Source organism: Flagellimonas baculiformis (assembly GCF_033441575.1).
Taxonomy (GTDB): domain Bacteria; phylum Bacteroidota; class Bacteroidia; order Flavobacteriales; family Flavobacteriaceae; genus Flagellimonas; species Flagellimonas baculiformis.
On record NZ_JAUZVW010000004.1, the window covers coordinates 62,325 to 88,239 of the forward strand.

General features: G+C 39.6%; 27 protein-coding genes. 3 read left to right on the forward strand and 24 right to left on the reverse strand.

What is annotated here, in order from left to right:
* The first annotated feature begins 70 nt into the window (after positions 1 to 70).
* Positions 71 to 1,441 (forward strand): RNA-binding domain-containing protein, encoded by a 1,371-nt coding sequence (locus SD450_RS06995; RefSeq protein ID WP_207034529.1) that lies wholly within the window; start codon positions 71 to 73, stop codon positions 1,439 to 1,441.
* Between the two features lie 9 nt (positions 1,442 to 1,450).
* Here the strand turns inward: SD450_RS06995 and SD450_RS07000 are convergent, their stop codons facing one another.
* From SD450_RS07000 to SD450_RS07040, 8 genes are all read right to left on the reverse strand, one after another.
* Positions 1,451 to 1,822 (reverse strand): hypothetical protein, encoded by a 372-nt coding sequence (locus SD450_RS07000; protein ID WP_318343901.1) that lies wholly within the window; start codon positions 1,820 to 1,822, stop codon positions 1,451 to 1,453.
* A gap of 7 nt (positions 1,823 to 1,829) precedes the next feature.
* Positions 1,830 to 2,669 carry a DUF4138 domain-containing protein gene (locus SD450_RS07005; protein ID WP_207034533.1) on the reverse strand — a complete coding sequence of 280 codons (840 nt, stop codon included), beginning with the start codon at positions 2,667 to 2,669 and terminating at the stop codon, positions 1,830 to 1,832.
* 32 nt (positions 2,670 to 2,701) lie between these two features.
* Positions 2,702 to 3,631, reverse strand: coding sequence for a conjugative transposon protein TraM (gene traM / locus SD450_RS07010; protein WP_207034535.1), 930 nt, complete (start codon positions 3,629 to 3,631; stop codon positions 2,702 to 2,704).
* A gap of 30 nt (positions 3,632 to 3,661) precedes the next feature.
* On the reverse strand, positions 3,662 to 4,276 hold the full coding sequence (locus SD450_RS07015; protein WP_207034537.1) for a conjugal transfer protein TraK: 615 nt from the start codon (positions 4,274 to 4,276) through the stop codon (positions 3,662 to 3,664).
* A gap of 2 nt (positions 4,277 to 4,278) precedes the next feature.
* Entirely contained in the window at positions 4,279 to 5,121 is an 843-nt protein-coding gene (locus tag SD450_RS07020) for a hypothetical protein (protein WP_207034539.1), read from the reverse strand.
* A gap of 2 nt (positions 5,122 to 5,123) precedes the next feature.
* Positions 5,124 to 5,699, reverse strand: coding sequence for a conjugal transfer protein (locus SD450_RS07025; RefSeq protein ID WP_207034541.1), 576 nt, complete (start codon positions 5,697 to 5,699; stop codon positions 5,124 to 5,126).
* A gap of 4 nt (positions 5,700 to 5,703) precedes the next feature.
* Positions 5,704 to 8,106: a TraG family conjugative transposon ATPase gene (locus tag SD450_RS07030; protein WP_207034543.1), complete on the reverse strand. Its 2,403-nt coding sequence runs from the start codon at positions 8,104 to 8,106 to the stop codon at positions 5,704 to 5,706.
* 271 nt (positions 8,107 to 8,377) lie between these two features.
* On the reverse strand, positions 8,378 to 8,665 hold the full coding sequence (locus SD450_RS07040; RefSeq protein WP_207034545.1) for a hypothetical protein: 288 nt from the start codon (positions 8,663 to 8,665) through the stop codon (positions 8,378 to 8,380).
* A gap of 190 nt (positions 8,666 to 8,855) precedes the next feature.
* On the opposite strand from SD450_RS07040, the gene SD450_RS07045 reads away from it, so the two are divergent.
* Complete coding sequence (locus SD450_RS07045) at positions 8,856 to 9,497, forward strand: N-acetylmuramoyl-L-alanine amidase family protein (RefSeq protein ID WP_207034837.1); 642 nt, start codon at positions 8,856 to 8,858, stop codon at positions 9,495 to 9,497.
* 95 nt (positions 9,498 to 9,592) lie between these two features.
* Here the strand turns inward: SD450_RS07045 and SD450_RS07050 are convergent, their stop codons facing one another.
* From SD450_RS07050 to SD450_RS07125, 16 genes are all read right to left on the reverse strand, one after another.
* On the reverse strand, positions 9,593 to 10,255 hold the full coding sequence (locus tag SD450_RS07050) for an ATPase (RefSeq protein ID WP_207034547.1): 663 nt from the start codon (positions 10,253 to 10,255) through the stop codon (positions 9,593 to 9,595).
* Positions 10,239 to 10,991 carry a hypothetical protein gene (locus SD450_RS07055; RefSeq protein WP_207034549.1) on the reverse strand — a complete coding sequence of 251 codons (753 nt, stop codon included), beginning with the start codon at positions 10,989 to 10,991 and terminating at the stop codon, positions 10,239 to 10,241. The genes SD450_RS07050 and SD450_RS07055 overlap by 17 nt, the downstream gene beginning before the upstream one ends.
* Positions 10,992 to 10,995: 4 nt before the next feature.
* Positions 10,996 to 11,280 carry a helix-turn-helix domain-containing protein gene (locus tag SD450_RS07060; protein ID WP_207034551.1) on the reverse strand — a complete coding sequence of 95 codons (285 nt, stop codon included), beginning with the start codon at positions 11,278 to 11,280 and terminating at the stop codon, positions 10,996 to 10,998.
* A 321-nt stretch (positions 11,281 to 11,601) separates the two neighbouring features.
* Positions 11,602 to 12,429, reverse strand: a complete 828-nt coding sequence (locus SD450_RS07065) for an RteC domain-containing protein (protein ID WP_207034553.1) — start codon at positions 12,427 to 12,429, stop codon at positions 11,602 to 11,604.
* Between the two features lie 247 nt (positions 12,430 to 12,676).
* Positions 12,677 to 13,624, reverse strand: a complete 948-nt coding sequence (locus tag SD450_RS07070) for a helix-turn-helix transcriptional regulator (RefSeq protein WP_207034555.1) — start codon at positions 13,622 to 13,624, stop codon at positions 12,677 to 12,679.
* On the reverse strand, positions 13,624 to 14,208 hold the full coding sequence (locus tag SD450_RS07075) for a GNAT family N-acetyltransferase (protein ID WP_318343903.1): 585 nt from the start codon (positions 14,206 to 14,208) through the stop codon (positions 13,624 to 13,626). The genes SD450_RS07070 and SD450_RS07075 overlap by 1 nt, the downstream gene beginning before the upstream one ends.
* Positions 14,209 to 14,616: 408 nt before the next feature.
* Positions 14,617 to 14,922 carry a PepSY-like domain-containing protein gene (locus SD450_RS07080; RefSeq protein ID WP_237688943.1) on the reverse strand — a complete coding sequence of 102 codons (306 nt, stop codon included), beginning with the start codon at positions 14,920 to 14,922 and terminating at the stop codon, positions 14,617 to 14,619.
* 187 nt (positions 14,923 to 15,109) lie between these two features.
* Positions 15,110 to 17,263, reverse strand: a complete 2,154-nt coding sequence (locus SD450_RS07085; RefSeq protein ID WP_207034560.1) for a DUF5916 domain-containing protein — start codon at positions 17,261 to 17,263, stop codon at positions 15,110 to 15,112.
* Positions 17,264 to 17,322: 59 nt separating this feature from the next.
* Positions 17,323 to 18,690, reverse strand: a complete 1,368-nt coding sequence (chrA, locus tag SD450_RS07090) for a chromate efflux transporter (protein WP_207034562.1) — start codon at positions 18,688 to 18,690, stop codon at positions 17,323 to 17,325.
* A gap of 23 nt (positions 18,691 to 18,713) precedes the next feature.
* Positions 18,714 to 19,436: a superoxide dismutase gene (locus SD450_RS07095; RefSeq protein WP_207034564.1), complete on the reverse strand. Its 723-nt coding sequence runs from the start codon at positions 19,434 to 19,436 to the stop codon at positions 18,714 to 18,716.
* A gap of 87 nt (positions 19,437 to 19,523) precedes the next feature.
* Complete coding sequence (locus tag SD450_RS07100; protein ID WP_207034566.1) at positions 19,524 to 20,474, reverse strand: DUF1259 domain-containing protein; 951 nt, start codon at positions 20,472 to 20,474, stop codon at positions 19,524 to 19,526.
* 49 nt (positions 20,475 to 20,523) lie between these two features.
* A complete protein-coding gene (locus SD450_RS07105) occupies positions 20,524 to 21,099 on the reverse strand; it encodes a hypothetical protein (protein ID WP_207034568.1) in 576 nt (191 codons plus the stop codon).
* A gap of 132 nt (positions 21,100 to 21,231) precedes the next feature.
* The gene (locus SD450_RS07110; protein WP_207034571.1) at positions 21,232 to 21,576 is read right to left on the reverse strand and encodes a PepSY-like domain-containing protein; all 345 of its coding nucleotides are present in this window, start codon (positions 21,574 to 21,576) and stop codon (positions 21,232 to 21,234) included.
* Between the two features lie 73 nt (positions 21,577 to 21,649).
* Entirely contained in the window at positions 21,650 to 22,924 is a 1,275-nt protein-coding gene (locus tag SD450_RS07115; protein ID WP_207034573.1) for a sensor histidine kinase, read from the reverse strand.
* Positions 22,921 to 23,604, reverse strand: a complete 684-nt coding sequence (locus tag SD450_RS07120; protein WP_207034575.1) for a response regulator transcription factor — start codon at positions 23,602 to 23,604, stop codon at positions 22,921 to 22,923. The genes SD450_RS07115 and SD450_RS07120 overlap by 4 nt, the downstream gene beginning before the upstream one ends.
* Before the next feature lie 221 nt (positions 23,605 to 23,825).
* Positions 23,826 to 25,040, reverse strand: coding sequence for a site-specific integrase (locus SD450_RS07125; protein ID WP_207034577.1), 1,215 nt, complete (start codon positions 25,038 to 25,040; stop codon positions 23,826 to 23,828).
* Positions 25,041 to 25,481: 441 nt separating this feature from the next.
* Between SD450_RS07125 and SD450_RS07130 the strand changes: the two genes are divergently transcribed.
* A complete protein-coding gene (locus tag SD450_RS07130; RefSeq protein WP_318343904.1) occupies positions 25,482 to 25,871 on the forward strand; it encodes a response regulator in 390 nt (129 codons plus the stop codon).
* Positions 25,872 to 25,915: the final 44 nt, after the last annotated feature.

Below are 25,915 nucleotides of genomic sequence, written 5' to 3' on the forward strand. Positions count from 1 at the left end.
GAGTTCCATTGCGCCGAAGTAAATCTGCAATTTAATATCACTATCTTTATCCTCTAATTTACCTTAATGAATGCCAGAAACCAACCGTATAGAATACAAACGAGAACTGACCGATGGGCTTGAAAAAGAAGTCATTGCTTTTTTGAACTATCGCGAGGGTGGCATTCTCTATATCGGTATTGACAAAAATGAAAATGTTTATGGTCTGGCAGATCCGGATGGCGACCAGTTAAAGATTAAGGACAGGCTTAAAAACAACATCCGACCTTCCGCATTGGGGCTGTTTGACATTGTGAGTGAGGAACGGGATAGCAAGGACATCCTTAAAATTATTGTGGCAAGTGGTCCTGAAAAACCCTATCATCTCAAAAAGTATGGGATGAGCGAAAAGGGATGTTTTATACGTATTGGTTCTTCTGCAGAGCCGATGCCACAGAAAGTGATAGATGAGCTCTTTGCAAAACGTACCCGAAATTCCATCAGTAAGATTAAAGCTGGTCGGCAAGATCTAAGCTTTGGCCAGTTGAAAATCTACTACGAAGAAGCTGGCTATAATCTGGGCAAAGCCTTTGCAAAGAATCTGGAACTGCTTACCGAAGACGGCGCATTCAATTACGCGGGCTATCTTTTGGCCGATAAGAACAATACCTCTATTAAAGTGGCCAAGTATTCAGGCAAGACCCGAACAGACCTTATTGAAAGCAACGAATATGGTCACGAAAGTTTGGTAAAAGCGACCAAGCAGGTTATCGATAAGATTGCGGTCGAAAATAGAACCAACACAAAAATAACTGCCAAAGAACGGCAACAGACCAATCTTTGGAATCCCATCGCCTTACGGGAAGCCATCATCAACGCCTTTGTGCATAACGATTATACCAACGAAATAACACCTAAGTTTGAAATATTTGCCGACAGGATTGAAATTACATCAGCTGGTGGACTTCCAGAAGGTTTGAGCAAGCAAGAGTTTTTTGAGGGCTTCTCTGTACCGCGCAATAAAGAATTGATGCGAATTTTCAAGGACTTAGAACTGGTAGAGCAATTGGGTTCGGGCATTCCTCGTATTTTGGAACACTATGGCAAAGAGAGCTTTAGCTTTTCGGACAACTTTCTTAGAATGACATTTATGGCCAAAGAAACTACTATTGAAGATGGTGGTGCAAAAGGTGGTCAAATAGGTGGTGTAACAGGTGGTGTAAGAGGTGGTGTAACAGATGCTGCAATTGATGCCGCAACTACACTTACCAAAAGACAAAAAGAAGTAGTTAAACTTATAGCTGCAAATTCTTCTATAACTTACAATGAAATAGCAGACGTTTTAGGTATCAATGAATCTGCTGTTGGGAAACATATAACAGCTATCAAGAACAAAGGTGTTTTGGTACGTCAAGGTGGCACACAGGGCTATTGGGAAATCAATCTCGATAAAAATAAATAAATACGCTTTTCAAAAAGGCGATTTATCTTTTGAACCTCTAACATCTGCCAACCATTTGCCATCCTGTTTGACCAGATTAAAAATACCAGGTGTTTTATCGTAAGCTGTGGTATATTTTACCCAAGCCACGTCGCCCATAATGGTGTCCTGCAAAACAGTAAAATTGGAATCATCTTTTGGTGTAGCGTTGAACATATTTATGGTATTCATATAGTTTGAATAGGCCTGTGGTGTTGAGTTAGCTTTTAAGGTTTCTTCATCCTTTTCATAAAAGCTTTCGATAACAACTTGGGCTGTAGCACTTGGTCCCGAAACTTTAGTTGTGGAATCAGCACACGAAAGGAACAGCAGTACGAGTAATAAAACAACAATATTTTTCATAATGACTTTAATTTGGGTTATTGATATATCTGTGTGATAGTTTCATTTCAATATTTCGTTCGCCATCCTTTTCATTCAATTCCAAAATTGCCCTACGGTCATCCGATAGTGAAAATTTGGGCAACACATAAACAAATCGAGCCATTTCATTTTTCTTAATCTTAGACGGCAAATTATGTTTATAAATCGGTTCTTGATACAGACGTTGTAACGATTTTCTTTTTCCTTTTTGTCGCGTTTCAATCGAAAGGTTCAAGAAATTCAAATCGTAATCCAATGTGGAATTATTCTCAATCTGGATGACGAAGTACAGTTCTTCTTTATCGAAAACAATATTCTCAACACTTAAAACAATGCCTTCATTTCGCTTTTTGATTCGTCCAATGCGCTGTTTCCTATTGAGAAGGTATGCGCAGAATTTTTGGTAATGGTATGTTCTGTTATCTACACGCTCTTCAGAAGATTCAGCAAGAATTGAATCGGTAAGAATCGGTTTTTCATTCCCGATACTACTCGATATCGGAATAAAATAATTGAGCTTAGAAAGCTGTTTTTTATATCTTACAATATACGAAAAAATCGAGCCATTTCGGTTGACTACCAGCAAATTACTTTCCTTTCCAGGCTTGGCTTGCAACAGGCCGAAATACTGTTCTTTCTCACGATTGTAGGTAAAGACAAAATTATCTGAACCGGTTATGCCCTGCCGAATAGGTTCTGGGAAGAATAGTGCCACATTTTTAGTGTCGTTCGCATAAATGGTATCAAGTAAGTGAGTGGTTTGTGCGTTCGCTTTCGCGAAAGCGGAACCAATAATGAATGCTGTTAAAATGATATGTTTTTTCATAAGAATATGTTTTAAAATGCCCATTATGGGCTTTATAGCTTTGGTTTTAGGATTAATCTGTAATTGTTCAGGACGGTTACTTTTACCCTTCGATTTGAACGCCTGAATACCTGTGTAAGTCCGCCTACTTGTGGTACGCTGGGAATATTTATATCACTAATGACATCGTCAAGCACCTCTCTTGTAGCTTCTTCCCTAAAGTTGTTCTCGACATAGATGCCCTCGCTGCCGTCTTGCAAATCGAAGGCTTTTAGCTTGGTGGGATGGTGTTTGATATTCTCAATTTCAATTAATGCACGATTAGGCTGAAAACTGATAAAGCCGAAAACCGGTGTGTTCTTCGGCATCAGTTTACCATTGATAGTAGCGGATTTCGTCAGGCGCATCCGTAACCGTGTATTTGCTTGAACAATTTGGTCACCATCCACGACTACGTAAATCGTTTCGTCTGTATTGCCGATGATTGAAAGCTCATTGGGTTTTGGCGAAGCGGCAAAGAACAGTTGATGTTCCAGCCCCAATTCCTTGGCTTCAATTTTTTGTTCTCTTTTAACTTCAGCAGAATCCACCTTTGGTGCTGTTTGTTGTACAACTCGCTTTTGTCCTAAATTTTGATACCGCTTTTGGGAATACTTAATCTTGCCAGCATCATAGATACTGTCAACAATGCGTTCTTTTTCACGTTCCGGCAAATCCGGGTCGTAAAAACCCAAGGAATCAATCAGCTTTTCATCATAGATGCTGGGCGCGTTGGTTTCACGCACTTCCTTTAGGTCATTGATGGCATCGAGCTTGGACTCATATTCTTTCTGGTTTTCTTCCAAATCAGGAACCAAGGTCTGTTGTAGGCTTTCGTTCTCGCTATCGTCATCACCCATTACCATTACGGAATAGGAAATAAGGAATAGGAAAATCACGGCCAATACCGCTGCGAATACTATTTTGTTCTTTTCTACTTTCATAATCGTGGTTTTTAAATGCCGATTATTGGCTCAACTTTCATCGTTTAATTTTTTAAGGGTATTCTCGAAATAATTGGTAATCAGCAAGCCGTGCGGATTGTTGGGAAAGTTTCTGTCCACCGTAATAAGATTCCCGGTGGAAACCAGTTCGTAAGTGTCGATGATAGAACCTCTATTGATTTCAAAAATAGTCGTCGTTGTAAAATTGTAAGTGCCATCACTTTCTGAAATTTTTGTATCGATACTCAATACTTTTTGTACCAATGAATACTGTAACAATCTGTTATAAACACCATCAGCCTTTTTCTGACGGTAGAGATTATCCACTGAGCTATTAGCTAACCAAAGCGCTTTTTCCAGATTGCGTTCATAATTACTTGCATCGATATTGTAGAAATAGGTGTGGAACAGTTCTAAATGCGCCAAGGCTTCCACTCTAAAATTCTCTTTTTGGGTAACCAGCTTCAGCGGAATAATGCTACCGTCTGTATTGATGGCAAAAGCGCTGTTCAGCGCATCTTTTTTTGTTTTGAACGCCATCCAAATGGAAAAGCTACTGGACAGCATCGAGCATACCACCACGGCCATCACGATAAAGCGGTTCAACATTAGGACTTTGTAAATATTCTTGTACGGTGTTTTCATAATCAGTTGGTAAATAATCTTAGGGTGAAAGAGGTAGCACGTCTGTACAATTTGAATTTCAGGAACACGATAAACCCTACTGAGCCTAACTGGACCACAGGTGCAAAGAAGCCCTGGCCTGTATCGGTTCCAAACAGGTTTACCCAGAAATTGGTGTTGATTTCGGTATAAATGGCATTGACAAATACATTGACCAGAAAAAATGCTGGCACGAGCATATAAACGGCAGCGTACAATTTAAAGAAGGTATATGCGAGCGAGCGAAACTTTTCAAATACGGCAAGGCTAATGACCAAAGGAAAAAAGGCTTGCATTATTCCCAATAGGAAAAAACGCTCTGCTAAGAATAGCGGATAGATAAACAAATCCAATATCCAGAGTATGGTACTTAATATAAAGGCCAAAATTTTGAATCCAAACAATGGCGTCACCAACGCCTCGTACAAAAGTGTCATTGCCGAACTTGCCGCATCAAAAAGACTTACATCTTCCTCTAATGGTATATCCTGCATCTGTAACGGTAGTAATGCAGGTGCGGTTCCTCGATACTGTCCTTCGATGGCCACTAAAATCCCATCAAAAAACCCTAATACCTGCGTTGAGAATATGACCAAAAGCACAATGGCAAAATTCTTGGACAATTCGCCCGGACTCAAACCCCAAGTATAGCCGTCTTTATCAGCAACGCCTTCGTTGTATTTTTTAAGAATATTGATCAAGAAAAATAGGACAGCGAGCGTTTTCATTCCGGCAATGGTATATTGCGAAAAGTCGCTGGCCTGTATGGTCTGGAACACCGTATCGATGTATTCCAACCCAATCCCTAAAATGATGGTCGCGGTCATTTTTAATATCCTGTTTCTCGATTATTGACTTTATCCTGCATTTTTCTGAAAGAAATAATGTCTCGATAGCGTTTCGTTTTTGTAGTGATGTTTGCAACCATTTGCTTTGATTCCAGTTCTTTTGCTTTCAGTATTTCTGCACGTTCGGCATCGCTCATTTTTAGATAATCACTTGATAGGACTTCGTCTATAAAATCCACCGTGTCCAATGAATTTTGTACAATGGTTTCGAAAGAGCCCATAACCCTGTCAATTTCCTCGGGTTTGATATAGGGCGAATTGAGAATATCCTGAAGGTCATTCTGCATTACATTGATGAGGCGTTGATTATTCTCTGCGATTTCCTCAACTGCTCTTAACTGTTGGACAACGCTCGATACTTTCTCAATAGCTTCTTTGGCATCCTTCAAGAACTTTACGGATTTAATCATTTCTGCCGTCTGTTTACCCGATTCCAAGAGCTGTTTTACCAAGCTAATGAAGTTGGTGTTGTCATATACAGGCATTCCCTGGCACGCAGCGCGTGCAGGCAGTAAAAAGATGAATGCCGTTGCTATAATTAAAAGTTTTGTCTTCATAACATTATGTTTTAGATGTGAATTGAATGATTGCTTTTTCCATATCCTGATGCTCGTCGTAGAGCTTCATTATTTTCTCGTTTTCCAATCCATCGGTCAGATAAGCCGCATAGACTTCTTTTGGAACTTCCAAGCGGAAGATGTTACTTTCCTTCCCGATTTTGATAAACATTTCGGTGTACTTCCGTGGTCCAGAAAGATTGTTCTTGATGGATTTTAGTTGGTTTAGGTCGTGGCTCGAAAGGTTGAGCCTTTTGACCAGTTCATCGTAACCTTTTTCATTGTTCAGGCTGTAGATGACCTGCGTGTTCTCAAGAATACTTGCCGATGTGGAATTGTTGGGTAGTTGATTGATGGATTGTAGAATAATACCAATCGCACCATTTTGTTTACGAATGGCTTGATAGTAGAATTCCACACTTTCCAATACATTATCAAACTTCAATTGTTTGGCAAACTCATCAAACAGGATTATTCCTTTTTCGGCTCGATTTCGCCAAATGGTCCTTTGGATAGCGGTCTTGATGAGCTTGAGCATTACGGACAAAATTTCCTTGTTGTCCTTTACTTCATCGAGTTCAAAGACAATCAAACGCTTGTCTTCGATTTTATAGGTCTGGTCTTCGCTCACTTCAAAAAGGAAGCTGTATAGACCATCGCCGACATACTCTGACATTACGTGCAAAAAGCTCGTAACATTGAAGTAGTCGGGATGGATTTTTAGGGTATTCAAAAGGTCTTTTTGATGCCCTTCTATAAAGTTGTAGAAACCATCCAAAGAATGGTTTTCAGTTGTGCTATCGTAGTAATGGCGCAATATTTTTTTCACCGATACCGATTGTGCCTTGGTCACTTTTAAATCCGAAGCGAACAGTTCGAACAAGAACACCGATAGGTCTTCCAATCGTTCGGGCGTAAGGTCATTGGTATCGCTGATATAAAATGGATTGATACCGAGGTTCTTTCCACTCTCATAGCGAAGCACGGTGTATTTTTCGGGATAGAGCTTGGCAAATTTTGTGTAGGATCCACCGAGGTCGATAATGACCAGACGAACACCACTTTCAAAATACTGACGAAGAATATTATTAGCCAGAAAAGACTTGCCTTCCCCGGTCGGGGCGAAAATGGCAAAGTTCCTTGCCTTGATGCGTTTCTTGCGTTCATCCCATACATCTTTCAATACGGGAACGTTGTGTTCCCTATCATTAAAGATGATTCCGGTAGCGTCAGATTTGTAATTTGTATTGTTGATGAGCAGGCATAGCGCGTGCTTCAAATCGGTAACGTATAAATCGTTGTTTGAAAAATTAGAGGAAAAACAACAGTAACTATTCAGTATGTAATTCTTTCGTTCTTCACCTCTGGGATAGTAAGGGATGATGTCCAGTTCCTTAAACTCGGTCTTTATTTTAGAACCTATTCGGCTCAGGTTTTCCGGGTTCTTGTCCCAATACACGATGTTTAAATGGCCACGGATAATGCGCGCATTGTCGTCTGCATTGATTTGGTCAAGAATGTGCTGAATTTTTCCAAGTACGACTTTGTTTTGTGAACCGAAGTTTGAACTCTTATTGAGTTCTTCGATTTTCTTATCGAGTAGTTTTCGCCATTTCTGTTTGTCATCTAAATACAAGATTTGATTGACGATATGATTCTCGTTAAGCGTCAGCCCAAGGCCATCAATAAACCCTTGATGAAATACAAAATCGTCAGAAGTGAATTTCTCATTGGTCTTGCTCGTCTGTACACTTTCGCCAAAGCACAGCTCGCTGTTGACGGCCAGGGCATCAAAATGGTTTTCGCCAATGTTGACGCTTTTTTTATCTAATATGATATCCGTATCAAACCCTTCGTTGTAGCCATTGAAATAGCCATTGGTCAACCGTTCTATCCCTTTCGCTTTAAGCGAAACAAAATGCATCTTACGGCTGTTATTGATAAATGAAATGGAATCACCTACCGAGCCGATAAAACGCTGCACATTGTCATCCAACTGCTGGACAATTCCTTTAGAAACCTTACGGAAGGGATTTACATATTTTGAGTTATTCAGGGCTTTGTTCTTGGTAAGCGTAAAGAACAAAAAGCAACGATGTTCCATATACTGGCGCCCCTTGAAATGCTCGTGCGTTGCTTTCTCTAAAAATGTAGTATTCGGAAGTTGTTCAGATGAATACGTTTTCTTTAGGTAAATGTCCTGTTTGTGAACTACGGTGCCAACGGGTAATGATTTTAATGCCTGGAACCAAGCACCGTGGATATCTTCAAAATCCTTTTGGGATAGCGAATAAATTTCTGGCAGATTACCTTGATAGCACAACACCACGTTACCGTTATTGGCAAATATGATATTGTCTTGAATATCTGTGATAGGTCGGTATGCTGAAAGGTTAATCTTGTTCATAGTCGAAGCCAGAGTTTCTTTTATTGCTAATCATACGCGGGAAGACTTTCGCCATTTGAAAAATTTGCGGGTTATGAGTCAGTCTTATCAATGCCACGTACAGAGTAGCGTTGAATGCAAGTATTCCTATAATTATCCCGAAGCTGAAAGAGAAAATTATGATGAGTAAGGATGCAAGAATGGACACCATCATCAATGCAAACAGGGAAATGGGCAGACCAAAAATGACCGCCCGTTTCCTAATGTTTTTGTAGACCTCGTAGCGTTTCATTTATACTACGATTCCGATTAGGTAAGTGAAGATGCCGACCACTGCGCCAGCAATCAATACAAAGACAAGCACTCTGGTGATCCCTTTCTTAAGGTCTGCGTTCTCACCAAAAAAGTGACCCGCGTTGAACAGGAAACCAATAAGGAAGATGACACCTAAAATGATGGGGAATATGGTACGGATTGTATCGGAAACATCGTTTACCGAATCTTCAATACCACCAATTTGTGCAAAAAGCGATGTGGATAAGAGCGAAAGAAAGCCCGCCAAATAATATGTTTTTTTCATAACGAATGGGTTTAAAATTTTGGTTCATTTTCCGTTGTTTGAAATTTACATATATTTAAACATAAATAATTGAAAATCAAATATTTGTGAATAAAATATTATTTGATATGGTTTGGTTTTCGTTGTTATTATTTAGCATCAAATTTTATGGAATTTTGAAACCCAACTGTTGAAAACCCAAAAATTGAAAATAAAAAAGTGGCTCAAAAACGTCAGTTTTTTGATTTTGCTTCTAAAAACGTGCTTCATTTTTGGACAAGAAACGAGTGCTCAAAAACGAATAATTATTGATGTTGGACACGGTGGAAAAGATGCTGGTGCAATTGGTATAAATGGCATCCAAGAAAAGGATGTTGTTTTGGATATTGCAAACGAGATTTTAAGGTTAAATAACGACTTAGAAAAGCCACTCGATATATATTTAACGAGGTATAGTGATACGCTCATTTCACTTTCAGATAGAACCAAGCTGGCTAAAGTATTAAAGGCGGATTTATTTATGTCCTTGCATTGCAATAATTCTGATAATCTGGATGCGAGAGGGATAGAGGTTTATGCTTCAAGAAAACAAAAGGAATTCTCAAAAGCATCGGTTTTTATAGGCTATCAAATTGAACGAGCCCTTTGTGAAGCCATTGGTTATGAAAGTCGAGGTATAAAGTTTGCCAATTTTAAGGTGCTTCGGGAAACGATTGGGTTTATGCCTTCGGTACTTTTGGAATTGGGCTTTTTGTCCAATCAGGATGAAGGCAGCTACATTTCGGATAAGAATAATATTGAACGCATTGCACTATCAATATTATTATCCATTCAAAAATCAATAGAATTATGAAAGATATATTTTTAGAGTTAACAAAGAGTTTGAAGGACATTGTACTTCAATTTGTTTCAGAAGTCATATTATTATACAAATCCTTTAGAAGTTGATTATTTACGCTTATCCCCAGCCTTCGTATCAAAAGCAATCAAATTAAAAAGTTCTCGCATCCGACTACGGACGCGGTTGCCGTAGCGCTCTTCGAGTTCTTCGGCATTAAGGTTGGTGGTGGCGTGGGTCTTTATTTTTCTTTTGGTGCTTAAATAGAGTTCGTATCGTGAGAGCAGTACTTCGCCCATTACATTCAAATCCTTACCATAAAAACGACCAGCAGGTTCAACGCCTAAATCGTCAAAGCAATAGAACTTAGTGTTGCCGTATTCCTCAACCGTTTTAAACCCCAAATGGTTGAAACTAAAAGTAACATTTCGGCAGGGAATCATTTCATAAGGGCGTTGCAAAGGCACGATATGGCGCAACAGCTTCATCAAGCTGGTTTTGCCACAGCCAACAGGCCCGGAAAGCAGGATACCTTTGTCGATATCAATTTCATATTTTTCGCAGTTTTCTTTGTCGCGGATAAAATATGAACAGAGCTTTAGCAGAATACCTTTGTCTTCATCATAAATCCTGAATCTTTTGCCAAATAACAGCTTGCCCTTTGCATTCAGGTAAATCAGGATTTTAGGGAAATCGTACAGTACGCTTTTACCGTCAAATTTGCCGAGCGAATATTCCACGCCACCTTCGATGATTTTAGAGGGGTTGTCCATAGTCTTTCGATTTAGTGGTTCGTAGGTTGTCCTTGATTTGGGACGGTTGTTTTTTCTTTGGCTTATTTTCTGACTCAAATAACTCGGTTCTGTCCATCCAGTTTATGGCTACCGAACGCCAATCGCGAATCGGTTCACCATCGCCTGTTTGCCAATCTCGGTCAGCGTAGTGCTGGTAGAACTTTTCAGCTTCAGCTTTATCAAAATTCTTTTCTTCAAAAAAATCAACGACAGCCAGACAGTCCTTTGGCTGTTTTATATAGTTTTCTTGTTTGATATTGTTTGTATTAGATACCAATGCTTGTCCATTGGTGGGACGGTGTTTGTACACCACCTGTCCATTTTTGGGATGGTGGTGTCCCTCAAGCGGTACACCTCTGGGATAGTACTGTTCCTCAAGCTGTTCCAATATGGGATGGTACTGTCCCGAAACTGGTTCATCACTTGTGCCTAAAATGGACATCTTGATTTTACTGCCCTTATACGGATTGTTGGACGGGAAATAGGATAGGTATTCCCAAGTGTGAAGCTCGGTTATGCATCTATGGTAGGTAGATTTTGAACCAATCTTTGCCACACGCATCAATTCCCTGCGGTTTACGTAGAACTCATCCATAAAACGGCAACTGTTCCATTCTTGGAACAGGGCCATATACAGACTGATATGGGTAGGATTTAGGCGGTCATCAAAATAGAACGTTTCAAAAGCCGCGTTGAGTAGCTTTATGTAGTTCATAGCATCAGGAATTTAACCCGTGGTGCACACGGTTGGCATCCATTACCTTTTGAATTTCCTCGGCATCATAATAGATGATTCCGCCTACCTTAGTGTATGGCAAGGTGCCATTGATGCGAAGGTTCTGAAGCGTTCCCGGACTCACTTGAAGCAAATCCATTACTTCGGAAGATTTAAGGTATTTCTTGATTTTTCCAGATGCTTGTCTGGCCAAAAGACTTTTGATGTCATCGAGCAATTCCATCTTGAATTCCCGAAGGTCGTCTGTGGTGATGATACTTGTCGGCATAATAGAACGGTTTAAAAGAAAGGGACTATCGCATTGCTTTCAACTAATTTGATAGCCCCTGACCTGATTTGACTTTCGTTCTACAAATTTGATATGGATTATCGGATTTTCTTCCCCAGTACGACCGTACTAAGGTGAAAATTTAACATCTTGAAATTTGGGGTGTTTTGACGGTATTTGAGAGTGCGACTGCGAAATTCTATCTATAAAATGATTCATATTATATGAGCAATAGGCTGAAAACCAAAACACCGTAGGTCAACCGTACTACGGTGTTTTTTTAACATTTTGATTTGACGGATAAACGGCTGCTATAGGCGATTATTTCTCACTTTTATCCATTTCAGAAAGAAGGGAAGTGGACAGCTCATCGAGGAAAAGCGTTCGGCTTTTTTTCCTGTATTTGATGTCTTGATAGGTTTTGTAGATGTCTTTCGGCTCAACATCGAATATCTGGCTCAAATAATCTGAAATTTTAACAATGCTAAGATTGTTTTTAGCACCGAGACCCTTCGAGTGAAGCGCATAGATGAGTTCCACAAAATCCGTATTGCTGAAGGGCCAATGCAATCGTTTAATGGGATGCCTTTTCCCATTTAGTGATTTCTTTAGTTGAAAACGTCTTTCATCTAAATATTTCAACAGTTTTTGATAAGCTTTATACTTACCTAAAAGCATATCCCGGGGAGTGCAAAATTCAGGGTCTTGGAAGTAGAATTTTGAAGTGGTGATATGATAACTATCCAGGTAGTCCCGTGTAAAATATTCCTTATCAAAATGAGTGTGGCCTGCATCAATATAACGTCCGAAATCAAGGTTATACAGAAAAAACCGATTGATTTTGTTGACTTTCTTTCTGATGGTTTTCAGCTGGCTATGTTTGTCAGCTTTGGGAAATTGGAGTTCAAAAGAATGAATCTCAGAAAAATGAATAAGTTCAATAAGCGGTACCTGTTTCGTATGTTTGAAAAATCTTATTTCTTTTGCCATCGTATCAAAGCCCTCTCTAAGAACCTGTTTTTTGAGTTTGCTTAAAAGGTTACGGCACACCTCGATGGAACGATATGCCCTCTCCAATCTTGAGTTATTTTCAAAGGCTATTTCATTCAGTTGTGTTGTTAAGCTTTCCGATAGTATTTCGAGTTTCATCAGCAACCGCCTTGGAGTGAGACAACATAATTCGAGATTCTAGTGGGTTGGTAATTGTTGTTGAAGTCCCTTAACAATCAGTTGCGTGATGCTTAAAAGACTTGAACGAATACCAAAAGCATTCAAAATCCAGTAAAATTAACGAAAAGGGGTAGCTTTCTAAGCTTTAAAAGCCGTATTTCATTACGGATTAATCCATATTTTAATACGGATATTACTTTATCTTAGAATGTCATAGTAAAGAGCATTATTTCCTCTTCCCTTTGAAGCGTCGTACAAATTCGCGTCTGTTTTGTACCTCCGCTTTTTTGAAGATGTTTGAAGCGTGTTTAGAAACTGTACCTTCAGCAATAAACAGATAGCTTCCTATATGCTTGTACGATTTGCCATCGAGTATGAGGTTGGCTACCTCAATTTCTCTTTTAGATAAATCGAGGTTAGAAAAATATTTTAAGATAACAATATTTTTTGCTTCTCTAGCATCATCGGTATATCCTAACCTGTGTAAGAATTGTTCTATTTTTAAATCTTGATATATGTTAATACGGATGAGTGCCACGGCAAGAACAAAGTAGCCAGCATTTACAATCAATTGTTCCACTACCTGAAAATCCCCGAGCGCAACTATAATAGGCATAAGCACTATAGATAATAAAGTAAGATAACCAGTGGCAATCCTATCTCTATAAAACCTATTTGTAGCACCCCCTTTTTCCTTATAAAGCTCAATTAACGGTGCGCTAATTTTAACGAGAAATGCAATTGCGACTGCAACAGGAATAAAAATAAATGAATATTTAGCGATACCAATATCTTGCCAGATGATTAGCGGAAGGACAAAAAAGAAAATAAATGCGGAAATGAGAATTATCATTAAATGGCGTAGGGTAAAGAATTTTAAATGACCAATGTCAAATTCAGAATACACATAATATACATAGTACAAGGCGGTGTAGATACCTACGCCGTAAGCCACGATATATTGAATGGTTAGCGGTATAGGAATATTTGTATCTGGGAAAATTCCCGAAAAAAAATTATACGCTATCAACGAGATTGTGAACCATATGAAGCGGTTGGTCGACTTACTGTCTCGTTTCTTTAATGAAATAATAACAAAATTCGTAAGCAGTATTAATTGAACCGCTATGATAAAGAAAGTGACGATATGCATTTCAGAGCCAAATACCGTCATCAGATTGTGGGTTTAGCCCTTCTTCTGAAAAGCATCAGTCGATAGGGTAAACCGGTATCAATATTAGCAAAGTTTTCGAAGCCATGATTTTCGTAAAAGTCTATATTCCTTTTGGTCGAAGTTTCCAGATGGATATCCTGCCCTTTCTTATCGGCAAATTCAATTATTTCTTCAAGGAGCTTACCCCCATAACCTTTTCCGGAGTCAACAGGATTTACTCCGATATACCATAAGTGGATAAATGGATCATTTGGATGATGCTTTTTAATTAAGGATTCTCGTTTAAGAATAGTCGGCACCCTTCTTAGACCAACAACATTTATGGCCAACTTTAAGTCTTTATAAAAGGACTTGAAACTGAATTTTTTCTTTCGTGGAAAAAGTATTAGCCCAACAGCCTTTCTATTTTCAGAAATAAAAATTTTACCAGTAAGTTCGGCCATTTCGTAGCTGTAGCTCATTAGTGCGGGGATTTTTTCATTATCACCCCCAACTACCAGGTTCACGGATTTGTTCTCTTTGAAGGAACTGGAAAGTATATCAATGACTAAATCCTTATCGTTAAAAATTTCTGTTCTTGGCATTATATTTTTGGCACTTTAAGATTACCCTGGCTTTTTATGTAATTGACACTTTATCCTTAGAAAAAGCTTTTTCAATGATTTAATGAGAGGAAACATTAGCGGATTCGATAAATTTTATAATCCACTTTTTTGAATCAATTTTTGGGTTTTCATAATTCAAGCCTTCAGAGGTATCTTCGCTTACAAGAATATGATTCGTTATGTTAAGTTCAATATTTTTTTAGATTTTTCATTAAATCAAACGTTTGTGTATAACCCCTTTCAGAACAAAAAAGTATAATAGAAGAATGGTAATAACCAGAAGAATAGATAAAAAATCAACTTCTCTTTGCCGCTACGTGTTATTTGAATCCCTGCTGGTTTTTGATCTTTTCTTTATCGGGTTCTTCTTGCACTCGCTTGATGCTGCTAGTTTTCAGAGGCTATAATCTTTCCTTGTTTGTCGAAGTAGATTTCCAGGTGTTTATCGTCCGGGCTCTCCAGTTCTAATTCATATAAAGTTCCCTTGTCGGTTTCAACTTTTTCTACTTCTTCTATTTCCCAGTCCTTGTATTCTGAGCTCTCAAAGGCGGTCTGTACAGACGCCGGTAAGTCAGCATATTCAATTTCCTCTTCGCTGATTTCTTTAAAATTGTGGTTCTTGTTTTCACAGCATACTGTTACAGCCACGAATAACAAACAAGCTATTACAAAGCATACATTTTTAAATCGCATAATAATCTTTTTTTATTTCTTACTAAAACCCAATTCAATGATACAAACAGATTCTGTAGAAATTCGGGATTACAAGGAGAAGATTTATTGTCTCATCTGTGTTGCAAACTTACTTGAATTAACTATTTCAAATAAAATCAATTACCTACATTGTATCACATTAAACAGGTATCTGGTAGTTTTCTTTTTAAATCACAAATCTCCATATCAGTTTGCCCAAAATAGTTGTTCTTTCAAGTGTCCAGCTATTTCCCGAAGTGTCGTAAGCTTGGTTGACGATGAAAAAGAAATCAGCTCCGATAATTGGGATCCATTGCAAACGGAAATTCAGTAGTACTTCTTCATCTTCACTGTTCCACTGGGAAAACAGGGAGCCGAATAGATTCGGGTTTACGGCATACTCTATACGGTTACCGATCAGGTCTGTATCAAAGCTTCCTTCCGGCAAGTCAATCCAGTTTTTTTCGTAGTTAGCACTGATTCTTAAATACCGACTCGCTCTCCATGAGAGCGCAAAAGTAGTTTCGGTACTCTTTCCTGTAAAAAAATTCCCCCAGTTAAAATACGTATCTAGCGCAAGGTTACGACCGCTGAAAGTAGCGGCTTGTATTTCCAAACGATTGTACCAATACTCTCCTTCAGGAATGACAATTCCTTCCCTTATCTCAAATGGTTCACGCAGCCCTTCGGCTCTCCTTTGAATGTTAAACTCAAAAAATTCCCCGCTGCGTGTTTCAAAGCCTAATGGCCTGATTTCGTAGAAAAATGATTGCAAATCACCTGTATCGTCAAAAATGAAGTAATTCATATCCAGTCCTTTAAAACTGAACTGTCGTATCCATTTCATATGGTTTGTAGGTCGGGGCTTCCATTCAAGCTCCGCATAAAACTCCTGGAAATTTTCCCTGCGCAGAAAACCCACTTCCGGATTGAAGGGGGCAGCACTTCTTTGCCAAGCCATATCAAACTCAACTTTATCGTTGGGATAGCTCAGGTAAATACGGTGAGCATTGGCCCTTGCATCAAAATCATCAGAGTTAATGTTTTGTGTGAATGATGCACCAATATTCAGGTTTTTGCCACCAAATAATTCAGACGTACTGTAAAGCCCATATCCTCCGGTTGTGCTATGCCATCGTCCATTTTCGTATTTATTGGCAGATATAATACCTATGGAAGATTGTTTCAAAACATCCTGCCTCCAGCTTACAACTGTATAATTGGTAGAGGGTATGCTGTCCCTACTGGCTGTCTGCATGGACAAAGCACCCAACGTAGTATTTCCCATTTTACCCAAAATCCTGGCCCCTGCGATTATTGGAACCGTAGAACGATCTTCGGCTAATCCGATCCGCCTGCTATAAAAAGGGATTATGCGGTTTCCCATACCCATATCAAAATAGTCTTGTCCTTCAAGGAAAAATTCCCGCTGTTCGGGGAAGAACAAAGGAAATCGAGTAAGATTGATCTGCTGCCTATCAGCTTCTACCTGAGCAAAATCTGTATTAATGGTCAGATTCATACGTAGGGTAGGTGTGATAAGGTAATTGATATCGCCACCAGCGTTAAGCTGTCCCTCAGACTTTTCTGGTGTTAATTCCGCACCCCCGATTGAATAAGGCTTGATTTCAATAAAAGTTTTACTTTTGATATTGTCGAGATCGGTCAAAGTACCAGCCCTGTTCAGCAGCTCTAGTTCGGAATCACGAGACCAGCCCTGCCATAGTAATTGTTCCCTTTTTCTGCGAATATTGCGCTCAAAATTGATACCCCAGACCTGCTGATCTAAATTCGTTTTAAACTTCAGGGTAGAAAAAGGAATGGCTATTTCCGCGAACCAACCTTCGTTCGTTATCGCTGTTCTGGTATCCCATACACCATTCCAAAATTTGTTAAAAGACCTACCGTTGTTTAAAATCTGCGCATCGGCACGGGCACCATTGGGATTGATCACAAATAGAAATCCGTTTCTGTCGTCATCGTAAGTGTCTATGATGACCTCAAAGTTGTCTTCTACACCCCAGTTGAAATCCCGTTTCATTTCGCGGGCTACAAGATTATCCGGCTCCCTATCGAAACCCCAAAATCCGATGTATAGGGTATTGGCCGTATAGACAATGGCCACTTCCGTTTTTTCTGTTGCCGGCTCCCCAACATTCAGTTCGCGTTGGGTAAAATTGCTTATGCGAACGGCATTTTCCCAAACAGGTTCATCTAATCTTCCATCAAGCTGAATTGCATCATCTGTATACTTTGCATAAATCGTGTTTGGTAAACTTACCTGGGCCATGCTACATTCTACAATCATCAGTAAACCTATGACAAAGAATAGTCCTTTCATATTTTCCTAAAATAGAAACCGATTCTGTAGAAATGCGGGAAAAGAAATACAACCCTGCACTAAAAAACGAAATAATAGACAATACCGCACAAAACGCTGATAAGTATGGTCTTTAGCATATCCCATTTTAGGATGAAGTAGACAAATGCTGCAATAAGTCCGATTATCAATGAAGGAATGTTAATCGTTTCCCATTCCGGAATTAACCATCTTAACCCAAATGAACGGCTTTCATGCACCTTCCCAAAAAGTGTATAAATGGAAAACCAGACGCCAAGGTTTAGTACGACTCCCACCACGGCCGCGGTAATTCCCGACAAGGCAGTTGTCAGGTTTTTATTCCCTCGGAGATACTCAATGTATGGCGCTCCCGTAAATATGAACAGAAAGCAAGGGACAAAAGTGGTCCAGGTTACCAGCAGGGATGCAAAAATCCCGGCCAGAAGTGGATCCATTGTCCCCGCAAAGCGGTAGGCTCCCATAAATCCCACGAATTGTACAACCTGTATGAGCGGCCCAGGGGTGGTTTCCGCCATACCCAAACCATCAAGCATTTCCCCGCTTCTCAACCAACCATAGTCTTCCACGGCCTTTTGGGCTATATAGGCAAGAACGGAGTAGGCCCCTCCAAAAGTTACCACTGCCGTTTTGCTAAAAAATACGCCTTCTGCAAAAAAGATGGAATCAACTCCCATCCATAAGGCGACCATTACCAATGGCAACGCCCAAAAAGAAAGATACAACAGAACCGTCTTAAGGGTATTTTTGAATGATGGTTTGACCTGCTGGATATGGCTGTCAACCAAATACTCTTTTTCCTTTGCTGAGCCATCCCCATGTCCCTTTATAACGTGAAATTTCTCCTCCCAAAACTTGCCTCCAATGAATCCCGTTAGGCCAGCGGCAAGAACAATGTATGGAAAGTCTACTTCAAAAAAGAAGATGGCAACAAATGCCAATGCAGCCATTAAAACCATTACTTCATTCTTAAGTGCTCTCTTGCCGATTTTTATAACCGCACCGATAACAATGGCCAGCACTGCTGGCTTGATTCCAAAAAATATGGCGTCCACAATACCCACATCCCGATAGGCGGCATAAAGAATACTCAGGACCAGTATGGATATAAATCCTGGCAGTATAAACAGTAATCCGGCGACCAATCCACCTTTTGTCTTGTGCAGGAGCCAACCAATATATGTGGCCAGTTGCTGAGCTTCAGGGCCTGGTAATAGCATGCAATAATTCAGCGCATGCAAAAAACGGTTTTCACTGATCCATTTCTTTTCCTCAACCAGAATTTTGTGCATAACAGCGATTTGTCCTGCCGGACCGCCAAAACTATGAATGGCCACTTTTACCCAAACTTTCAGAGCCTCTCTGAAGGGTAACTCTCTTTTTTTATTTGGATTGAATTCACCTGGCATTATGGTCGGATAATATTATTACCTCAATTAATTTTTTTTGCATTTGCAAAACGTTGTGCTACGTTATCCCAGTTTATGATTTCCATTATAGTATCAACAAAATCTCCTCTCTTGTTTTTATGCTTTAAATAATAGGCATGTTCCCATACATCAATGACCAAAATTGGTATGACCCCCCATTGCGTAAGCTTTTGATGATTTTCACATTGCAATAATGTAAGAGATTGTGAAAACGGTTGGTACCCAAGAATTCCCCAACCACTGCCTTCAACGCTTTTTGAAACTTTAGCTATGTAGGACTTCAGTTTATCGAATGAACCGAAATCCTTTTCTATCTGCCTCAAAAGTTCTGCTTTAGGCTCATTTTTCTTGTTCGTGAGGTTTGTCCAGAAAATCGTATGCAGAACATGGCTTGAAAAATGATAGGACAATTTCCTGGTCCACAAATCGACACTATCCATTTCACCGGAGTCGAGATTTTTCTTGATATTTCCCAAATCCTTATTGGCACCTTTGACTGCACCACCGTGGTGAAATTCATAATGTAAGTGCAAGGTCTCTTCGTCCATATAAGGCTCTAAAAAGGTCTTGCTATATGGTAATGGCTTTTGGATAAAGTTTCCGTTGCTGTCTACCAGTTTGTCAATACTAGCTTCATTAACGCTTTGGGAAAAAACATTGTTGATAGGAAGAATGGTTGCTCCTCCGAGAATTGCTGAATTTTTTATAAATTCTTTTCTGTCCATTTTTCTGATTTTTATTATTATAACTCGTTACTTTCAATTGTAAGATGCCGAATAAGAAAGGCAAATGAAACCGATGCCGGTGTAAATTTATTCCGCATTATTTACTCCCGTTTTGTCCAAAGCCTCTCTTAATCCTATTGCCAAGTTTTCAGCGGGTCCGATTCCCCAATAATGAAGAAAGAAAATTCTTGGATCCTCGTGCACCATGTGATTGTGTACCGCTACCACTTCAATGTCATTCTCAATAAGTGCTTTGATAACCGGAGCTACTTCATCTGCCAGCATAGTAAAATCACCGGCCACTGCTGCTTTTTCAGGGGTGCCTTGCCAGCTCGCCCAGGTGTTGAAGCCCATGAATGTACTTACAGGTGCTCTGTGTTCCGTCAACTTCACATCGGGTCGGCCGATGGTGATTTTATACACCCCATTGGTCATAGTCCCGCGATGCCCTAAGATGCTGTCAATCCTTTTGGTGTCCAGCGTGTTCTCCACCGACGGCATTTCTACGGCAGACGGGTCTGCTCCCCTAACTTCTGTTACTTTATCAAAAATGGCTTTTACACTTTTTGCCAATTTTTCTTCACTGCCCATACCACCGATATGCATGTACATCACATCAGGCTCATTCCTTACAAAATGGTTGTGGATTGCCGTAACCTTCAATCCCTGTTGGATTATTTCCTGTTGTACCGGTTTCAGGTCTTTTTCCGTAACCACTATATCGCCCATTACCATAGGTTGTGCCGAGGTCGGTGCAAAAGCAGCCCAACTGCCCAATCCCATCGGTGGAATAATTCTAAAACCATCGACCATTACGTTTAGGTCGTTTTGCGGAACGGTAACCTTGAATTGCCCATCTTCTTCCTTCCCTTCCATCCCAAGTTCGGATTTTAAGGTTCCAATATCCATCGCCTTTAATTCCTTATTATCATTCAAGGGTTTTTCGGCCGGTTCTTTTGAATCATCTTTCTTGGTGGATTGCTCGCAACTCAAGGAAATCAGTGAAAACATTACTGCATAAATCCATACTTTCTTCATAATTCATTTTTTGTTAATTGTGTATTCGGTTATACTTAATTCTATAGTTTCAAAATAAAATGCCAAATTGAAATGCAAATGTTACCGATGTAGGCAATTCGTTACCAAAACGGATAGGTATAGGCGTGGCCAGAAAATAGTTCACTTTATCCCTTTTGACTATCGGCCTGTTGATAACGGCTGTTATACCGTATCTCCCATTCGTATTATAGGCGAGTCTCGTCAAGAAATTAAACCCGGCAATATTTCGGTAGATTACCCCGGGATGAAAAAGCAAACCACTTACCTTGGATGTGCCGTCCTCGGCACTAATAAAAGGAACGAACTCAAGGCTAAAGGCCACTTTTTCACTTTGCAAAAAATTGATGCCCGTTGGGAATCCAACTGTATAACCGCTATCGAAATTGAAGTTCCGACCGCTGTCGGAAAACGTGACAATGGGGTGAACTATACTGAAATACGTTTTGGTTATAGGAAAACCATTTTCTGATACGGTCTGTGGAGTTTTCGGGTTTTCTGTAGCCAGTTTGGATTGCGCATTGCAATCCACATTGCAATAGCATATCGCGAGAATGCCGATTAGAACGTTCAGTTTACAAATATTCTTCGTTATGTCTTTGATCATACGCTAGTTAGGCCCCGTATTAAAGCTTGGGGTAATTAAAAGCTGGGAAATGTAAAAGCCATCAATCACTCTTTCCAACATTTCCCAGCTTATATCAATTATTAAAATAATTAGACTTTCATCATCGCAATATTATCGATGATCGTCATCGCCTTCCGAGTGGCTTTCCTCCCTTTTGAGCACCAGTTCTCCTTTGGGGCTAAAATAGAGTTCAAAATAGGACTCATCCTCGTTCTCGACCTCAAGTTCGTACATGGTACCCTTATCGGTCTCGACCTTTTCCACCTCCTCGATTTCCCAATCGGCGTATTCCGAATTCCCAAAGGCATCCTGTACGGCCTGTGGCAGATCGGAGAACTCAATGGCCTCCTCACTTAGCTCCTTGATATCGGATTGCGCCATCAAAGTAAACATGCCCCCTCCCAGAAATAGCAGGGATAGTAGAGCGATACGAAAAAACTTCTTACCAGTGTTCATAGTTTTAAAATTTAAGGATTAACATTCAACTTTCATCAAATGTAAACATGGATTCTGTAGAAATTTAGGATGGTCAGAAATGAACGGTGAAAGTGTGTTGGGCATTTTTGTGACTGTATGTCAGCTCCCAATTGCCCTTATCGGCAATTTTATATGCAATAGCCAAGCCCAGACCCCACGAATCGGGATTGTTCGACGATTTATAGAACCGTTGGAACAATTTTTCCTTGTCTATCCCCTTTTCACTCCCGGTATTGGTAACCTCCAATCGTTTCCCGTCCAGTTTTATGCTCACTTTTCCATCCTTCACGTTGTGCAAAAAGGCGTTTTTGAGCAAGTTCTGGATGAGAATCTCTATAAGCAAACTGTTTCCCCGGACAGTTGCCCCATTCCTGATATCGATCTCGGTCCTAATGTTCAAGGTCTCTTTCTGCTCCTCATAAAATTCCAGCGACCTGCCGATTATCCCGTCAAGATTTACCTCTTCCGTTGTCAGGTACTGGTCATTGTCTATTTTGGCCAGCAACAACAGGGTTTTGTTCAGTTTTTTGAGCCTTTGTGTGGAACCGATGATACCTTCTAGGATGTCAGACTGCTTTTCGGAAAGTTGTGTTTGGCCTATAAGTGCTTCCAGTTTTGACTGGATTATGGACAAGGGAGTCTGCATTTCGTGGGAAGCATCCCCGATAAACTGTTTTTGGTTATCGAAGACCTCCTTGTTTTTTAAGGTCAACTCGGTCAGGGCAACATTGAGCAATTGAAATTCCTTGATCTTGGAATTGGGAAATTTGGGCAACCTTTCTTTGTCAACGCGATAATCTTCAAGTTTATCCAGCATTTCATGGAAAGGGAGCCATATTCTTTTTGAAAGCATTTTGTTTGAAAGGTAGACACAGATCGCGAGACCAAAAAACAACCCGCTCAACGTAACGGCAATCGTATTGATGACTTCGTTCGCCTCAAGATGGGGCTTTACCACCTCCAGCTCGTAGTAACCACCATTTAAAGCTACATAGGAGGTCAGTTTTCGATACTCGTCCAGTTCGGCATCCGTCGGTTCATAGATAAGTGTGTCGGTATATAGTTCCAGGTTTTGCGCATTTTTTTCATACAAAGCTTTGCTCACGGGATGTAGGATAAAATCATCAAGAGGGTTATCCTGTTCTATAATCGTTTCAGGGTGTTCCCCAAGATATGCCAACAAGTTCATCTTGCGGTTATATAGAACTTCATCCACGTTTTGCCTTATGTTCCATCTAAGCACCAAGTAAAACAGTCCCGAAAAAACCCCGAACAGCAGCAGGAAAATCAATAACTGGGTACGAGAGGTGTAGGAAAGGAGTTTCATATGGATTTAATTTGATAACCTACCCCATAAATATTCTTGATTTCCACCTGGGCACCGGCATCCCTTAATTTGCGTTTCAGGTTTCTTATTTGAGAGAATAAAAAATCAAAACTTTGGGCCTCATCCACGTAATCGCCCCAGATGTATTCCGCCAACGCAACTTTGGTAAGTACCCGCTTGTGGTTGTTGATCAAATGGGTGAGGATGGCATACTCTTTTTTGGTCAGCGAAAGCGTATTTCCGCGTTCATTGACCCCGATGGCGTACTGATCTGGTTCTATTACCAGGTTCGAGTAATGGAAAATTTTATTTGTTTTGAATTGCTTCCTCCGGATAATCGCCTTTATACGGGCATTCAACTCGGAGAAGTAAAATGGCTTGGCCAGGTAGTCATCCGCCCCCAACCCCAGTCCCTTTAATTTATCCTCAAGGGAATTGCGCGCGGAAAGGACGATTACCCCATCGGACTTATCATCCTTATGGAGAGTTTCGAGCAAATCGAACCCACTGCCATCAGGAAGGTTAATGTCCAAAATTATACAGTCATAATCATAAAGACCGATGCGCTCCAGACCTTCCGAGAGATTACAGGCCACATCACAAATATACCCCTCTTCCGCGGCGAATTCTTCGAGGCTTTGTAGCATTTCAGGTTCGTCTTCCAAAATGAGCAGTTTCATGTTTTCAAAATACGGAATTAAATCTGTAGAAATTTTGTATTATGTTTTAACTGACAACTACGATAAATAGTAAAATTATTAAATCTGTTTTTTGCTTTTTACCAGTACATTTTTCGAATTGATTGGGAAAACCTTAAAAAATTTGTGATTAATATTAACCCTAAAATAATTTTTAATAATTAGATTCAACTCGAAGATTTTTAAGGGTCAATCAATTTATTTTAAAAATTCACTACACTTTCAAGAGCGTCATCAGCATCTTTATGAATGAAATTAGCTTGATAGTTGATGGTGGTCTTTAAATCCGTATGACGATATAATTTTTGAAGCATTAGTGGATGAATGTTGTCGCCTGCAATATTGCCAAAAGAATGTCGAGCAATGTGCATCGTAACTTTTTTCTGGATGCCTGCTCTTTTTGCAATTTTTTTAAGGTGGTCATTGAATTTTTTGTTTGCTACTTTTTTCTTTCGATATATGTCTTTCGCATCAGATAAGTTGGCTTTTTTCATTTCGGGGAAAACAAAGTCATCATCATTTACTCTGTCCTCGATGTACTGTAGCAGGATTTTTTCAACCTTAGCTGGAATTTTAAGGGACAGTAACTTTGAGTTTTTGCCCATCCTGTAATGCAATCGACCATCATAAATTTGAGACCACCTTATGAATAAGACGTCTGAAACACGCATTCCCGCAAAATAGAAACTGAACAACCAAACGTTCAATGAGTGTCTTTCCATATCAGTTAGTTCAGTAACACTTTCCAGGGCTTTTATTTCTTTACCTGAAAGTCCTGTTTTTGTGGTTTCGGGAAATTTGATTTTAAACTTACCTTTGCCAAAGGGGTATATTTCCTTGCTAACAACCTTATCCCGAACGGCTCTATTGAACAGTAACCTTATCAAGACCATTACATTCATTGCAGTAGTTTCAGTTAATGAACAAAAACCTTTTAAATGAATCTTGAATTTTTTGAGAAAGCGTTCATCAATTTCTTGAAAAGTCAGATGTCGGCCAAAGCAATATTTTTCTATATAACTCACCCAAGCTGAATCTGTAGAATGGCGATTGATTTTCTTTTCAGCCTCTAAGGCTTCAAGATGCTCGTCAGCAAAATCAAAAAATGTTAAGCTCAAAGTTGGCTTATATATTTCTTTTTTGATTTGTCGAGCAGTAGCGGCTTTATTATCCGTCTGTAGTGCAATAAGCCCTTTTCTGGCTTCGGATAGTTTGGAAGCTATCAAATTGTTCAGGCTTTCAGCTTCAGAATGCGATTTTTTTACCTTTAGGTTTTTAGAGTCCCAATCCTCTAATTCAATATAATGACCTATATGTTTGTAAGTTGAACGACGGTCTTTGGTTATCCTAATTGCAAGCGGATAGAGCCCTTTTGAATTAGGCTTTTTGCGAAGTATTATTTTTGCACTTGTTGACATTTTGAACCTGTTTTGAGTACGAAAGTCAAATCAGGTACAACATTTTGTCAAAAATTCACTCTAAAGATACGTCTTTATTAGGAATTTTGGGTACAACATAGGTACAACAAATGTTGAAATCAACTGATATTAATTGACTCTAAATAAAATGAATAAAAACATAAGTCATTGAAAACGAGTGATTTTATGTTTTATTGGTGCAATATATACCAGACTTAGGATCTAGTGCCGCAAGGTGTGCAGGTTCGATTCCTGTCATCCGCACTTCGAAAGAACAAAGAGCTTTCCGCAATGGAAAGCTCTTTTGTTTTTTGCACAAGCAAGCGATGGTATCTGCAATTATTTTTGTAAGAAAAAGATGTTTAATGCAAAATATTGTTTAATTTTTATCGATCTTGTGTAAAACAAACCAAAATCAACTAACTTAATTATTGCGAAACTATGTACAAGGAAATTTATTTGGTCGATGATGAAGACCTGGTGAACACAGTGAACACCATACACTTCAGGAGAATGGGGATGGAGGATCGGGTAAAGACGTTCACCAATCCCGAATTGGCCCTTGACGATCTCAGATATAGGGATAACCCCAACGTGAAAACATTGATTCTCTTGGACATCAACATGCCGGAGATGAGCGGTTTTGAGTTCTTGGAATTTATGACACTTGAAAATTTTCCTGAGACCAACGAAGTCTTACTTGTAACTTCCTCGGAATCTGATGAGGATAGGCAAGAAGCCAAAAAATTTAAGAAATATGTAAAGGAATTCATTACAAAACCTTTGCGTATAGAGCATTTGGAAGACTATCTTCAAAGTTCATATAAGTAAAAATACTTTGTAAATAGTTCGTTCTGGAGCATATTTTTTCATCT

What these genes read in the sequence shown, in the direction of transcription:
- SD450_RS06995 (WP_207034529.1), top strand. Translation starts at nt 71, where the DNA reads ATGCCAGAAACCAACCGTATAGAATACAAACGAGAACTGACCGATGGG.
- SD450_RS07000 (WP_318343901.1), bottom strand. Translation starts at nt 1,822, where the DNA reads ATGAAAAATATTGTTGTTTTATTACTCGTACTGCTGTTCCTTTCGTGT.
- SD450_RS07005 (WP_207034533.1), bottom strand. Translation starts at nt 2,669, where the DNA reads ATGAAAAAACATATCATTTTAACAGCATTCATTATTGGTTCCGCTTTC.
- traM (WP_207034535.1), bottom strand. Translation starts at nt 3,631, where the DNA reads ATGAAAGTAGAAAAGAACAAAATAGTATTCGCAGCGGTATTGGCCGTG.
- SD450_RS07015 (WP_207034537.1), bottom strand. Translation starts at nt 4,276, where the DNA reads ATGAAAACACCGTACAAGAATATTTACAAAGTCCTAATGTTGAACCGC.
- SD450_RS07020 (WP_207034539.1), bottom strand. Translation starts at nt 5,121, where the DNA reads ATGACCGCGACCATCATTTTAGGGATTGGGTTGGAATACATCGATACG.
- SD450_RS07025 (WP_207034541.1), bottom strand. Translation starts at nt 5,699, where the DNA reads ATGAAGACAAAACTTTTAATTATAGCAACGGCATTCATCTTTTTACTG.
- SD450_RS07030 (WP_207034543.1), bottom strand. Translation starts at nt 8,106, where the DNA reads ATGAACAAGATTAACCTTTCAGCATACCGACCTATCACAGATATTCAA.
- SD450_RS07040 (WP_207034545.1), bottom strand. Translation starts at nt 8,665, where the DNA reads ATGAAAAAAACATATTATTTGGCGGGCTTTCTTTCGCTCTTATCCACA.
- SD450_RS07050 (WP_207034547.1), bottom strand. Translation starts at nt 10,255, where the DNA reads ATGGACAACCCCTCTAAAATCATCGAAGGTGGCGTGGAATATTCGCTC.
- SD450_RS07055 (WP_207034549.1), bottom strand. Translation starts at nt 10,991, where the DNA reads ATGAACTACATAAAGCTACTCAACGCGGCTTTTGAAACGTTCTATTTT.
- SD450_RS07060 (WP_207034551.1), bottom strand. Translation starts at nt 11,280, where the DNA reads ATGCCGACAAGTATCATCACCACAGACGACCTTCGGGAATTCAAGATG.
- SD450_RS07065 (WP_207034553.1), bottom strand. Translation starts at nt 12,429, where the DNA reads ATGAAACTCGAAATACTATCGGAAAGCTTAACAACACAACTGAATGAA.
- SD450_RS07070 (WP_207034555.1), bottom strand. Translation starts at nt 13,624, where the DNA reads ATGACGGTATTTGGCTCTGAAATGCATATCGTCACTTTCTTTATCATA.
- SD450_RS07075 (WP_318343903.1), bottom strand. Translation starts at nt 14,208, where the DNA reads ATGCCAAGAACAGAAATTTTTAACGATAAGGATTTAGTCATTGATATA.
- SD450_RS07080 (WP_237688943.1), bottom strand. Translation starts at nt 14,922, where the DNA reads ATGCGATTTAAAAATGTATGCTTTGTAATAGCTTGTTTGTTATTCGTG.
- SD450_RS07085 (WP_207034560.1), bottom strand. Translation starts at nt 17,263, where the DNA reads ATGAAAGGACTATTCTTTGTCATAGGTTTACTGATGATTGTAGAATGT.
- chrA (WP_207034562.1), bottom strand. Translation starts at nt 18,690, where the DNA reads ATGCCAGGTGAATTCAATCCAAATAAAAAAAGAGAGTTACCCTTCAGA.
- SD450_RS07095 (WP_207034564.1), bottom strand. Translation starts at nt 19,436, where the DNA reads ATGGACAGAAAAGAATTTATAAAAAATTCAGCAATTCTCGGAGGAGCA.
- SD450_RS07100 (WP_207034566.1), bottom strand. Translation starts at nt 20,474, where the DNA reads ATGAAGAAAGTATGGATTTATGCAGTAATGTTTTCACTGATTTCCTTG.
- SD450_RS07105 (WP_207034568.1), bottom strand. Translation starts at nt 21,099, where the DNA reads ATGATCAAAGACATAACGAAGAATATTTGTAAACTGAACGTTCTAATC.
- SD450_RS07110 (WP_207034571.1), bottom strand. Translation starts at nt 21,576, where the DNA reads ATGAACACTGGTAAGAAGTTTTTTCGTATCGCTCTACTATCCCTGCTA.
- SD450_RS07115 (WP_207034573.1), bottom strand. Translation starts at nt 22,924, where the DNA reads ATGAAACTCCTTTCCTACACCTCTCGTACCCAGTTATTGATTTTCCTG.
- SD450_RS07120 (WP_207034575.1), bottom strand. Translation starts at nt 23,604, where the DNA reads ATGAAACTGCTCATTTTGGAAGACGAACCTGAAATGCTACAAAGCCTC.
- SD450_RS07125 (WP_207034577.1), bottom strand. Translation starts at nt 25,040, where the DNA reads ATGTCAACAAGTGCAAAAATAATACTTCGCAAAAAGCCTAATTCAAAA.
- SD450_RS07130 (WP_318343904.1), top strand. Translation starts at nt 25,482, where the DNA reads ATGTACAAGGAAATTTATTTGGTCGATGATGAAGACCTGGTGAACACA.